Here is a 13,072-nt window from a genome sequence, read left to right on the forward strand (position 1 = left end):
AATTGTGGCGGATTATAGCATAAAGGTATGTTTTTTTACATTAGGATTTCGCCTAATGGCGACTTACTTTCTTTTGCTTGTACAAAAGAAAGTAAGCAAAGAAAAGTACTCCCAGTTAAATCGCTGATCTTTGCTTTGTTTCAATTTTCTTTACGGCAATTTTCTAAACTCGCAACTACGTTGCTCAAACAGACGAAAATTGCCTAAAAATTGAAAGTCGCAAAGGCGATTTATATGGGGCCCGAGTTTATCGGAGAATCATTTAAACAGTGCGGTTGGTTTTAGGGCGATTTTTATAGGTCGTTTTATTTGTAGGTAGAATTAAATGGGTTCCCTTCTTTTCCGCCTTTGTTTCATAGAATTTGTAGGAAATTTTCGTCTATTTGAGGCGTTTACGGCGAGTTTAGAAAATTTCCGTTAAGCAAATTGTATAAAACAAAGGAAATAAAGAAAAGCAGGGGCACTTTTCTTTTGCCTACTTTTCTTTGGCGAAGCAAAGAAAAGTAGGTCGTACTTTCAAGAATTGAAAGTACGAAATAAGCCTCATTTATTTTTGATGTGATCGCTTTGCTTTCTGCAACTTCCCATAAGCCCCTAGCAACGCCTGATGTTCCTTAAAGTTTTCCAAATTTTCATCACTTGCAGGAAGATTATAGAACGGATTACCACCTTCAGAGACAGCTGCCCAAGCTTGTTTAACTGCATTTTTACCATACATTTTCTCAAACACTGTGCGATATTGCGCTGGGTCTCGATTTTCATCTAAATGTAATTCAATGATAGAAATTAATGCACGGTAATAATTTACACGTTCTGTAGTGAATACGGAGCTATTCATATTCAGCGTCCAGTTTGCCCAATCTAATGCTTGTTCTAACTCACCTAATGCAAGGTGAAGCATTGATTTTAATTCACCGACGCGTAAGGTTGTCCAACCGCTATTTTTCGGTGCAACGATACCGATAAATTCACGCACGCGAGTTGCATCGTCAATATCTTGTCCGTCTAATTCATCTAATAATTCTTGATAGGTTTCCGCATCGTGATGCCAGTTTGGTAAATCGAGTAAAATTTCGCGCCAATCCATTCCCATATTGTTGTTGGCGTAAATTAAATCGTCTGCAGGATAAATATCAGACATGCCTGGCACAATAATACGGCACGCATAGACATCCAAGTGGTTGTAATCCATTACGTAAACTTCTTTTTCATCCGCACGGAAAATCGCCATTAAATTATTGTATTCTTCCTGCGTTGTGTCGCTGAAATCCCAATCAGAAAATTCATAATCAGGCGTTTCTTTGAATAAATCCCAAGAAATTAAACCGCTCGAATCAATAAAGTGGGTTTCTAAATTAGCGTGTTCAGCTACATCATCGTTATTGAAAGATGGCGGTGAGAAAACATCTAAATCTTTCAAGCTACGACCTTGTAAGAGTTCAGTCACCGTGCGTTCTAACGCTACTTGGAAATTTGGATGTGCGCCGAAAGAGGCAAAGCACGTACCGTTATTCGGATTTAATAATACGACGCAAATAACAGGGTATTTTCCGCCAAGTGAAGCATCAAAAGCATAAATTGGGAAACCTTCTTCCTCTAATTTTGCAATGGAAGCCTGAATAGATGGATAGCGATCCATCACTGATTTTGGAATTTCTGGTAGACTGATCGCTTCAGCGATAATTTTGTTTTTCACATAACGCTCAAATACTTCTGACAAGCCTTGCACGCGCGCTTCAAATTTCGTATTGCCTGCAGACATTCCGTTTGAGACATAAAGGTTGGCAATAATACTTTGCGGAATATAAACGGTTTGTTCATCCGATTGACGAACATAAGGCATCGCTACGATCCCACGATCATAATTGCCAGACTGTAAATCTACCAATAGTTCAGGCGTAAGCTCGGCATTAGGATCAAAATAATCCAATAAATAATCATCTAAAATGCCATTAGGCAGTAAGGCATCATCTTCAATCGGGAACCATTTTTCATTGGGATAATGCACAAAATCGCCGTTTGCAATTTTTTGCCCTAAATAGAAATCAGCAAAGAAATAATTAGTGGAAAGACGCTCAAAATATTCGCCAAGGGCAGAAGCTAACGCCGCTTTTTTGCTTGCCCCTTTACCATTCGAAAAACACTGTGGGCAGTCTTTATCGCGAATATGCACAGACCATACATTTGGCACCGGATTTAGCCAAGATGCCTCTTCAATATTAAAACCAAGGGCGGTCAATTTTTGTTGAAATTTTGCAATGCTATCTTCTAATGCGGCATCTTTGCCAGGGATAAACGTTTGTTCTGTCATTTTTGTTCCTAAATAAGAAAAAAGTGCGGTGAATAATAGGGGAGTTTTAATAGCGGGGCAAGATTTTTTCGGCAAAAATAAACCCCGAAACACTTCGGGGTTTTTTACCGCACTTTTAACGTATATTTGATTGGCGTTAAAGTAACGTTGGATTGAACCGCACTTTCAATGCAATCGTAATGGTAGCGAAAATTTTTTCATCGTTGAGAGGAAAGTTTTCACGTAAAGTGCGGTGGGAATCAGTTATGTTTATTTGAGCTTGTGATAATTCATTTAATAAAATTGGGAGAGAAAGATTGAGTTGCTCAGCGATTTGTTGAATAGAAAAATGTTCGAAAGTCATCATCAAGTGATCCAAATTGCAATAAGAGGGCATGCGATTATGAGTGATGAGATCGGCAAATTGAGTGTTGATTTTTACCCATTTCTTCTTGCGGCTATAAAAATGCAGTAACAAACCAAATACGGCAAATCCTGCAAAGAAAAGATGAATGTCTAAGGCTTGAGCAAAAGGAAATTCTAGCCACATTGAAATGCCACTTGCAACAACGAAAAGCAAACTTAAGGCTAATCCCCATACTAAGAAAAATTTATAAATTACTTCAAATTTCATTGAATAGTCCTTTTCTACAAAATAACCATAGGAAAATATAGAACACCTAATATTATAGAATTCTTTTATCTTATTTTACTACGTTATGTTTGAATTAATATATCGATACTGTAGAATTGGTTGCAATGTCTCGTTTTTAAAAAGTTAAAATGAAAAAATGCTTTATCATTTTAACCGCACTTCACCTGAACTTTTACATCGACATTTGAATAACTACATTGAAAAATCACTATGACTATTTACGACATCAATTTTGCTGAACTTTATCAACAACACTTAATCGCGTGTAATCATTACAACTTACCTCCGACAAAATGGGATAAAAAAGCCGTGAAAATGGCAGAAAATTTGGTCGGCAAGCCTTCAGCATATAATCAGCAATTATTGCAAGCTATGAATGTGCAAACCGATGAAACTGTGTTGGATATTGGCTGTGGGCCCGGTACTTTTGCTGTGCCACTCGCACAACAAGGTTCAATCGTATATGCCTTGGATTATAGCAATGGAATGTTAGATTGCTTGGCACAATTCAAACAGAAATTTGGTTTACATCACCTCACGACATTTCATAAATCTTGGGCAGATAATTGGGATGATGTGCCGCAAGCTGATGTGGTATTGGCATCTCGTTCAACGTTGGTGGACGATTTGGACGATATGATCGAAAAACTCTGTGCCAAAGCGAAAAAACGTGTGTTTTTGACTTCTGTCACGCAACGCCATTTCTTCGATGAGGGCGTATTTGAGGCGATTGGCCGTGAAGATATTGGTTTCCCTACTTATATTTATTTACTCAATCGGCTGTATCAAAAAGGCATTCAGGCAAATTTGAATTTTATTGAAACCGAATCGGGTTGTTTTCAAGGGGAAAGCTACGAGGATTTATTAGCCTCGGTGGAATTTTCTTTAGGCGAACTTTCCGAAAAAGAAAAACAAGGTTTAAAAGCCTTTTACGATCGTAAACAAGCTAACAACGAACGAATTTCTCACGGGCAGAAAAAATGGGCGTTGATTTGGTGGAATGTAGAGCGTGCCTAGCTTTTAAGCTTAAATGCATTTACTGGCTCTAAAAATACCGGTATTTTTGACCGCACTTTTTCTGGGGTAAGCGTCAGTGGATAGGTACGTTTTTGCGCAATGATTAACGTGAGTGAAGAAAAAATTGTTGCGCGTTTATTCTTGGTTGCGATAGGGCATTTTTCAATCACTTCAAAATTGAGCAATGAAAGCCAATCAATCACACGCCAAGTAGGGTAGTGACGCAACGGATAATCTCCCATTTTTCTTTTGAAAATCAGCGAACTTAATGGATTAAATAAAGCAATAAAAATCCAGCCATCGTCAGCTAGTACACGATGAGATTCACGCAGAATTTGATGTGGATCTTGTGCAAAATTAAGCGTATTCATTAAAAACGCGGCATGGATTTCTTTTTGAATGAACGGCAATTCGGTGAGGCTTGCTTGAACTAAGCTAACTTTAGCATTGCAAAGTGCGGCAAGGTTTGGCGTGATTTTTTCGCTCAAAATAATCTGGTGGTGCATAGGTAAATTCGTCGTAACTTCACCACTTAACCCACCGATTTTCAAAACCTGATGACCTAAAATTTTTGGTATCCAAGGCATTAACGTTTGGCGTAAGGCTTGGCAATAGTCATCACCCTTTGGCAAATTTTGCCAACTTTCAGGCTGAATGAAAGGCTTGGTCGCTTTGGCATTCCAGTTTACAATCATTTTATTCCTCCATCACAAATGAAAAGGACGATTATGTTATTTGCTTTGCCTGCGCTGAATGATAACTACATTTGGCTTTATCAACGAGAAAATCTGCCTCTTATTATTGTCGATTTACCTGAAACGGACAAGCTATTTACATGGCTAGATAAGCAAAACGCAAAAGTTGAAGCGGTGTTGCTTACTCACGAACATGAGGATCATACACAAGGTGTGTCGGAATTTAAAAAACGTTATCCAACAGTACCGATTTATGGGCCGCGAGAATGCGAGAAAAAAGGCGCAACTCAAATTGTGAACGAAGGGAAGATCCTTACCAAACATTATCAAATTGATGTCATTCCGACGGGAGGACACACTAAACAGCACGTTAGTTTTTTAGTGGATAATCATTTATTTTGTGGCGATGCGTTATTTTCTGCAGGTTGCGGACGTGTTTTCACAGGTAATTATGCGCAGATGTTTGAAGGTTTGCAGCGTTTGAATACATTGCCTGACGAGACGATTGTTTGCCCTGCTCATGAATATACATTGGGAAATTTAGCATTTGCGGAAACCGTGCTGGTGGAGAAAAGTGCGGTAGAAAAACAACGTATTTTGGTTGAAAAACAACGGGCTGAAAATAAACCAAGTTTGCCGACAACCTTAAAACTAGAGCGAGAAATTAATCCGTTTTTACAAGCAAAAACACTTGAAGAATTTACCGCACTTCGTAAAGCAAAAGATATTTTTTAATCATTTGGCACGATTCTAATAAATTTATGATGTGTGAATTTGCTCAATGCGTCACAATTCATTAGAATAATACACGGTATTTTTTATTATTAATATGTGGGCAGGATGGAAATAAGGTGTGGTGCTTAAAGTATCATATCTATGTTTTTGAAATTTTGCTTTCTACAGATTATTTTTTAATTATTTTATGACACTTCTTGTTCTCGGCATTAATCACAAAACCGCATCTGTTTCAGTGCGTGAAAAAGTCGCGTTTTCAAATGAGAAACGCGAGCTTGCCTTGCAACAAATTTATCACCAAAACCTTGCTGAAGGTGTCGTGATTCTTTCTACGTGTAATCGCACGGAAGTGTATTTTCATCATCGACAAATCTCGCCACAAGAATGTGAAAAATGGTTGCATAATGCAGAGCAATGGTTTGCTGATATCCATCAACTTTCTTTAGCAGAACTGAATCCGAGTATTTATACCTATCAAAATCAGCAAGCTGCAAATCACTTAATGCGTGTGGCCTGTGGATTAGATTCACTCATTTTAGGTGAGCCACAAATTTTAGGGCAGGTAAAACAAGCATTTCAAATTACAGAAGATTATTATCAAGCTGCTAATTTACCTCTATCAACAGAGCTTTCTCGTTTATTTCAAAAAACATTTTCTACGGCAAAACGGGTCCGAACTGAAACCAATATTGGCGAAAGTGCGGTATCAGTGGCTTATGCTGCTTGTAGTCTTGCTCGTCAGATTTTTGAATCACTCCGAAACCTAAATATTTTACTGGTTGGTGCAGGGGAGACGATTGAACTCGTCAGCCGTCATTTATTGCGTCATGGTGTGAAAAAATTAATGATTGCAAATCGTACTCGAGAAAGAGCCGTGCAATTAGTTGAGAAATTAGCAACTGAGACGCAGATAGATGTATTTGGTTTAGATGAATTGCAATATGCATTGCATCAGGCTGATATTGTGATTAGCTCTACAGGTAGTCCAAATGTGTTGATCACTCAAGACATGGTGAAGCAATCTCAAAAAGTGCGTCATTATGCGCCAATGTTATTGGTAGATATTGCGGTTCCTCGAGATATTGATGAAACGGTGGCAGAACTTGATAGTGTATATCATTATACCGTAGATGATTTGCAAGATATCATTCAACGTAATTTGAATCAGCGAGAACTAGCTTCTGAACAAGCACAAGAAATTATTTCTCAAGAATGTCATGATTTCTTTGAGTGGTTAAAGGTTCATCAATTCTCTAATTTAATTAAATATTATCGCCAAGATGCGGAGCGAATTCGCCAAGAGCTACTTGAAAAAGCGCAATTAAGTTTACAAAATGGCGAGCTCGCCGAAGATATTTTGCAAGAGCTGAGTTATAAACTTATGAATAAATTGATTCACGTACCAACACAGACAATGCAAGCAATGATGAAAAGTAGTAATGCCGAAGGATTACATGCATTTTCTAACGCCTTACATTTGGATCATCCGTTGAATGAAAAATAAGGTAAATATTCAAAGAAGAAACCAATATCACTCAGCGATAACTTACCTACGTTCTTTTTAATAATGTAAAAGAACGTAGATTTCCTCGAAGTAACATTTCATTTCAGCTACACATATTGAATATATTTAGGAAAGCCAATCTCAATGTCTAAAGATCGGTTTGTTACAATAACGTTTTCCCTATCTGCGATAAAAAATCTTGATGTCATGGTTTTTTCACCATTATTTAAGAAAATTTCTACAATAGAACGATCAAAGAAAATTTCGATAGTATGAAGTTCGTGTACTTTGCAGTAACGTTGCGATCCAAATTTTATCATTAACTCAGTTTGTGTGGATTGATGACGATCTAAGCAAATTAGGCCATTTTCATAAGATAAGCTTAGCTTTTCCTTAGCTTTATTGGAAAAGAAATCTAATGTAAAGGGGCGATTTTGCGCATCAAATTTCAAATAAGCCAGATCTAAATGTTTAACTTCCATTTTTCCTTTTAATGTGAGGGATAAAAGTGCGGTCATATTTTCATAGATTTTTTTAATTGGGCGCTGGAATAGCTGATTGTTTTTTAACTGAATTTCGCGTGGCATGGTAAGGGCTGAATGCCATTTGAATTGATTTGTTGGATAAGTTAAATCAGGTAAGCCTATCCAGCCTAGTAGAATAGTATTCTCTTTATTTTCTAAACCTGAAAAGGTTTGCGGAGCATAGAAATCAAAGCCTTGATCAAGTTCTGCAATATATTCTGCATCAAAAGTATACTGGTTTAATTGACCGATAGCATAAGTAGCATGATAGTTATTTTGGAACTGATGCGTTTCACGCGCTTTTCCTTGCGGTGACCAAATAAAAATATCTTTATTGCCTAATTTCATCAAATCAGGGCATTCCCACATAAAAACCTGATGGTTATTAAATTTAGGGACGTCAAGTTCACCCAGTAAACGAGGCGTATCATCTAAACTATCCATTTCAAACAGGAGAGCGGTGCCTGTGCGATTTTGCCGTTGCGCACCACAGATAAAACGAATTTTACCTTCAGGAGTCAAGTAAGGTTTAGGATCCCGTACATGTTCTGTATAACCATTAGGTGCTTTTTCAATCAGCGGACGTTTACTGATAAGCATGCCGTTACAATCAAAAATAGCAAGGTTTTGGTAAGGGATTCGTTGATTATCAGTCAAACGGCGAGTATTCCCCGTATAGAATATTGCTAATTTAGCATCGACTTTTAATGCCCCTCCAGAATAACAACCATGAGATTCAAATGGCTCACATGGGATTAAATCATCTGCATGTTGGAAGACTTGAAAGTCATTTGTAATAAAATGTTTCCAGTGCTTCATCCCATGTAATGTATCAAAGGGAAACCATTGATAAAAAAGATGATATTTTTCACCATCAAACACTAAACCATTCGGATCATTTAATAATCCTGTTGGTGGGGCAATGTGATAGGTCGGATAGAAATCTTTATCGCTTTCCACCGTTTGACGTATAGTGTTGAGCTCACCTGGTTCTGCTGCAAGAATACTTTTGTATTTACCGTTGTTAAAAATGATCATTATGGTATTGTGCCTAAATTGAAATGTGCGAATTCAGTGAAAAAAAGTATGTGAACCTTGTATTCACACACTCAGCAACTAATTTTCTAAAAATTCAGTTAATTGATTTTTATTTGGTAGGGCGGACATCGCTCCTTTGGCTGTGGTTGCCAGTGCGCCACAAGCATTTGCCTGAAGAATAATACGAACGAGCACATCCCTATCACGCCAATTTTCATGTTGAGAAAGTCCTGCTAATAAACCACCTACGAAAGCATCACCTGCACCGGTAGTATCAATTGGTTTTAATGCCTTACCTGCAACGACATCCTTTTTCCCTGCAAGGTGATACAATGCCCCATCTTTACCTAAGGTGACAATAATCAATTTCTCAGGATAAAGTGCGGTGATTTTTTCAAATGCTTTTTCAAGGCTGTCAGTATTGGTTAAAAGCGTTAATTCTTCTTCGGAGAATTTCAATACATCAGCGAGGGCTACCGCATCCATAACAATGCTTTTCATTTCATCTAAGCTTGCCCATAGTGATTCGCGTAAATTGGGATCAAAGGAAAAAAATCCTCCTGCAACCTTAATACGGCGAATTGCTTCAAAAGTTGCTTCACGTGATGGGTTATTAATGAGAGCAATAGAACAACAGTGTAACCATTCTCCAGATTTAAAATGAGGGAGATCATTGGTTTGTAAAAACTGATCCGCACTTGGATTAACCATAAAAGTGAAGCTACGTTCACCATTATCTAATCCTACAACCACCGTTGATGTACGATGTTGAGGATCGAGAATCATATGGGTTGTATCTACTTTTTCCGAATTAAGAGTTTCTTGCATAAATTGACCGAGAGGATCATTCCCCACTCTTCCGATAAATGCACTTTGTCCACCTAAACGAGCAATCCCCACCGCCACATTTGCAGGTGCGCCACCCGCACAACGTAAATAGTGATTTTCACCGTCTGGGATTAAATCGACTACAGCATCACCAGTTACCCAAATTTTTTGATTCATTTTACGTTCCTTTATACGACAAAATTGATTAAAAATAACCGCACTTTAAAGCGCGGTTATTTTATGTTCTTATTCTACCGTTATACGAGCAAATTTTCGTTTACCCACTTGGTAAACATTTGTACCTTTTGGTGCATTGTCTTTTACGTTATCGACTTTTTCACCATTGATTTTTACACCGCCTTGTTGAGCAGAGCGAATCGCTTCTGAAGTGGAAGGCACAAGTCCCGCTTCTTTTAATAAGGTAGCTAAACCTATTTCGCCAGAGAACGTAAATTCAGGCATTTCATCAGGCATTGCGCCTTTTTGGAAACGATTAATGAATTCTTGTTCTGCGGCGTTTGCTGCCTCTTCATTGTGGAAACGAGCAATTAATTCTTTTGCTAGTAAGATTTTTACATCACGAGGATTTTTGCCGTTTTCTACTTCCGATTTTAATTGTGCAATTTCACTTAATGGACGGAATGAAAGAAGGTTATACCAATCCCACATGAGTTCATCTGAAATAGACATCACTTTACCGAACATATCGTTTGGTGCTTCTGTTACACCGATATAGTTGCCAAGTGATTTGGACATTTTTTTCTCGCCATCTAAACCAACGAGTAATGGAAGTGTAATCGCAACCTGTGGTTTTTTGCCTGCTGATTTTTGTAATTCACGACCAACAAGTAAGTTGAATTTTTGGTCTGTACCGCCTAGTTCTACATCTGCATCTAATGCAACAGAATCATAGCCTTGTAGCAATGGATAAATAAATTCATGGATGGCAATAGGTTGATTGTTGCCAAAGCGTTTTTTGAAGTCGTCACGTTCAAGCATACGCGCAACGGTGTAATTACTTGCAAGACGAATCATACCTTCTGTACCAAGTTTGCTTAACCATTCAGAGTTGAAGACAATTTTGGTTTTTTGTGGATCGAGAATTTTATAAATTTGCTCTTTATAGGTTTCCGCATTGCGCAATACATCTTCACGGCTGAGTGGAGGACGAGTGGCATTTTTACCTGATGGATCGCCTACCATTCCCGTGAAATCACCAATTAAGAAATAGACTTCATGACCGAGTTGTTGAAATTGACGCAGTTTGTTTAATACAACGGTATGCCCTAAATGAATATCTGGTGCGGTTGGATCGGCGCCTAATTTTACTTTTAATGGGCGATTTTCTTTCAGTTTTTCGATTAAATCCGCTTCTGAAAGGATTTCATCAGTACCGCGCTTTAGTTCCGCGAGAACGGTATTAATGTCAGTCATTATTATTTCCTAATTATTTTTTTGAAAGGTTTTATTATAGGGATTCTTGGCGATTTGTGAATAAAAAAAACGCCTATTTGTGGGGAAATAGGCGGGAATGTTGGAGTGATTATCTGTTGAACGCTTCAAATTAAGAAAACGCTCTGTTATTGTTGGAATGATTAGATGATAATTGTTATCAATAATCTTGTCAACGAGAAAATGAAAATAATTCTCAAAAAATATTATTTTATATAAGGCACCAATTCTGTTAAGGAAAGTGCGGTAGGAATTCCATTAGAAATTTCAAATTTACCCGCATAAGCATAGGCCTCAACGCCTTGTTCCATTGCTTCTTTTAATAAGCGATCATATTCGGGATCGATATATTCTGCGATTTTGAAACGATCAAAACCATTATGTAAGCCAGCAAATAGCACCACTGCGCGATGACCTTGTTTTTTCATTGCGAGTAATTCACGGACATGTTTTTGTCCACGCGTAGTCACTGCATCAGGAAACATACCTAAATTTCCTTTCACTAAGGTGATGGATTTCACTTCTACATAGCAATCAGGTAAGCCTTCAGCTTTCAGTAGGAAGTCAATTCGGCTGTTTTCTTCGCCGTATTTCACTTCAGGATAAATTTCGTCGTACATTGCCAATTCTTTGATTTGCTTATTTTGCAGTGCTTCAAAAACAATCTGATTAGAACGATGCGTATTGATACAGCAAAGTTGCCCGTTTTCCAGTTGAGTGAGTTCCCAAGAATGAGGATACTTACGGGTTTGGCTATCGGAATGTGAATACCAAATCGTGTCGCCTTTTTCACCGCAGCCAGTCATCGCGCCTGTATTAGCGCAATGAATTGTCATCATATCACCCGTAGGTAGTTCAATATCCGCAAGAAAGCGTTTGTAACGACGAATTAACTTTGCTGATTGTAAAGCTGGAAGTTGCATAAAGTTCCTTATTTGAGTTTTTCTAAACGTTGTAAAATAGCGTTATCACTCATGGCTTGCATTTTTTTCATTCTTAAAGAAAGTAAGAACGCCGCAAAAGTGAGTGAGACCACAAAGGCAATCCAGAAACCTTTCGCATCAATGTGTGGCACAAGCCAATCTGTACGACCGAGCGTATAACCAAGTGGCACACCAATTACCCAATAAGAGAAAAGGGTAATATATAAAATTACTTTGGTGTCTTTATAGCCACGTAAAATGCCGCCAACCACCATTTGAATGGTATCTGAAAATTGATAAAGTGCGGCAAATAATAATAAATTTGCCGCCATGGTGATGACAATTTCATCGGTTACGAAAATAGATGCAATTTCATAACGGAAGAAAATCGTAATTAATGCGGTAATGATTGTGACAGTCAGCCCTAATAATAATGCTGCATAGCTCATTTTTTTTGCTTTTTGTGGAGAACCTGCGCCCAATGCTTGTCCGACTAAAATTGTCGTTGCCATACCAATTGACAGGGGGAACATAAAAATGAAAGAGCTGGTATTCAATGTAATTTGATGGCTCGCCACAATAGTTGAGCCCAGCGGAGAAAGCATTAACGAAGTGAGGGCAAATAATGCCACTTCACAACAAAGTGCAATAGCAATGGGCAAGCCTAAACGCAGTAGTTTTTTAAGCGTTTTGGGATTCGGCATTTCAATTAATTGGCTAAATACTTTTAGTGAACGTTCTTGAGCATTCGTGTAAGAATAGAACATCATCATTAAGCACATTGCCCAGTTCACAATAGCTGTCGCAATACCACAGCCAACTGCACCAAAAGAAGGCATGCCAAATTTTCCATAAATAAAAATATAATTAAGCGGAATATTCAGCAGTAAACCTAAAAAGGTAATGACCATTGCTGGCTTGGTTTTGGCAATACCATCATTTAAACAACGAAAATTAATCAGCATCAAATAAGCAGGCAATCCCCACAACATCGCATGTAAATAATCGCGTGCTAAATCTGACATTTTGCTTTCCATTTGCATATATTGCAGCGGAATTTCACAGAAATAAATCAGCAAACCTAAAGGAATACTCACGCCTAACACAAGCCAAATGCCTTGGCGAACTTGATGGGCAATACGATGGCGTTGGCCTGAACCGTTTAAATAGGAAATCGTGGGCGGCAAAGCGAGCAATAACCCTTGCCCGAAAAGCACTAATGGCATCCAAATAGACGCGCCAACAGAAATTGCAGCCATATCAGTGGAACTCACTCGACCAGCCATAATGGTATCCGCTAATCCCATAGAGTTTTGTGCGATTTGCGCTAATAAAATGGGTAAGGATATTTTAATTAATTTTTTAATATCAGCGTGATATTGGGATAAAAGACGAAAATTCATAAATTTGA

General features: G+C 38.1%; 11 protein-coding genes. 3 read left to right on the plus strand and 8 right to left on the minus strand.

Annotated features, from left to right (window positions below; translation table 11 throughout):
* Positions 1 to 547: 547 nt before the first annotated feature.
* Both ycaO and KP710_RS07900 read right to left on the minus strand, forming a co-directional pair.
* Positions 548 to 2,311, minus strand: coding sequence for a 30S ribosomal protein S12 methylthiotransferase accessory factor YcaO (ycaO, locus tag KP710_RS07895; RefSeq protein WP_111407937.1), 1,764 nt, complete (start codon positions 2,309 to 2,311; stop codon positions 548 to 550).
* A 136-nt stretch (positions 2,312 to 2,447) separates the two neighbouring features.
* On the minus strand, positions 2,448 to 2,924 hold the full coding sequence (locus tag KP710_RS07900) for a hypothetical protein (RefSeq protein WP_065265132.1): 477 nt from the start codon (positions 2,922 to 2,924) through the stop codon (positions 2,448 to 2,450).
* Between the two features lie 231 nt (positions 2,925 to 3,155).
* Here KP710_RS07900 and KP710_RS07905 point away from each other — a divergent pair, with 231 nt between their 5' ends.
* Positions 3,156 to 3,962, plus strand: a complete 807-nt coding sequence (locus tag KP710_RS07905) for a methyltransferase domain-containing protein (protein ID WP_065265131.1) — start codon at positions 3,156 to 3,158, stop codon at positions 3,960 to 3,962.
* Here KP710_RS07905 and KP710_RS07910 read toward each other — a convergent pair.
* Entirely contained in the window at positions 3,959 to 4,657 is a 699-nt protein-coding gene (locus tag KP710_RS07910) for a methyltransferase domain-containing protein (protein ID WP_065265130.1), read from the minus strand. The two genes, KP710_RS07905 and KP710_RS07910, sit on opposite strands and share 4 nt — an antisense overlap.
* A 33-nt stretch (positions 4,658 to 4,690) precedes the next feature.
* On the opposite strand from KP710_RS07910, the gene gloB reads away from it, so the two are divergent.
* Together gloB and hemA are read left to right on the plus strand one after the other, a co-directional pair.
* The gene (gloB, locus tag KP710_RS07915; protein ID WP_065265129.1) at positions 4,691 to 5,392 is read left to right on the plus strand and encodes a hydroxyacylglutathione hydrolase; all 702 of its coding nucleotides are present in this window, start codon (positions 4,691 to 4,693) and stop codon (positions 5,390 to 5,392) included.
* Between the two features lie 187 nt (positions 5,393 to 5,579).
* Positions 5,580 to 6,896 carry a glutamyl-tRNA reductase gene (hemA, locus tag KP710_RS07920; RefSeq protein ID WP_111407936.1) on the plus strand — a complete coding sequence of 439 codons (1,317 nt, stop codon included), beginning with the start codon at positions 5,580 to 5,582 and terminating at the stop codon, positions 6,894 to 6,896.
* Between the two features lie 107 nt (positions 6,897 to 7,003).
* On the opposite strand, the gene KP710_RS07925 is transcribed toward hemA, so the two are convergent.
* The 5 genes from KP710_RS07925 to hmrM all read right to left on the minus strand — a co-directional run bounded on the left by KP710_RS07925 (position 7,004) and on the right by hmrM (position 13,064).
* Complete coding sequence (locus KP710_RS07925) at positions 7,004 to 8,458, minus strand: glycoside hydrolase family 32 protein (protein WP_111407935.1); 1,455 nt, start codon at positions 8,456 to 8,458, stop codon at positions 7,004 to 7,006.
* 78 nt (positions 8,459 to 8,536) lie between these two features.
* The gene (gene cscK / locus KP710_RS07930) at positions 8,537 to 9,463 is read right to left on the minus strand and encodes a fructokinase (RefSeq protein WP_111407934.1); all 927 of its coding nucleotides are present in this window, start codon (positions 9,461 to 9,463) and stop codon (positions 8,537 to 8,539) included.
* A gap of 69 nt (positions 9,464 to 9,532) precedes the next feature.
* Positions 9,533 to 10,720, minus strand: coding sequence for a tyrosine--tRNA ligase (gene tyrS, locus KP710_RS07935; protein WP_111407933.1), 1,188 nt, complete (start codon positions 10,718 to 10,720; stop codon positions 9,533 to 9,535).
* Between the two features lie 224 nt (positions 10,721 to 10,944).
* The gene (sfsA, locus tag KP710_RS07940) at positions 10,945 to 11,661 is read right to left on the minus strand and encodes a DNA/RNA nuclease SfsA (RefSeq protein ID WP_111407932.1); all 717 of its coding nucleotides are present in this window, start codon (positions 11,659 to 11,661) and stop codon (positions 10,945 to 10,947) included.
* An 8-nt stretch (positions 11,662 to 11,669) separates the two neighbouring features.
* The gene (gene hmrM / locus KP710_RS07945) at positions 11,670 to 13,064 is read right to left on the minus strand and encodes a sodium-coupled multidrug efflux MATE transporter HmrM (protein WP_111407931.1); all 1,395 of its coding nucleotides are present in this window, start codon (positions 13,062 to 13,064) and stop codon (positions 11,670 to 11,672) included.
* Positions 13,065 to 13,072: the final 8 nt, after the last annotated feature.

It is taken from the genome of Haemophilus sp. SZY H35 (assembly GCF_018829705.1).
Taxonomy (GTDB): domain Bacteria; phylum Pseudomonadota; class Gammaproteobacteria; order Enterobacterales; family Pasteurellaceae; genus Haemophilus; species Haemophilus haemolyticus_K.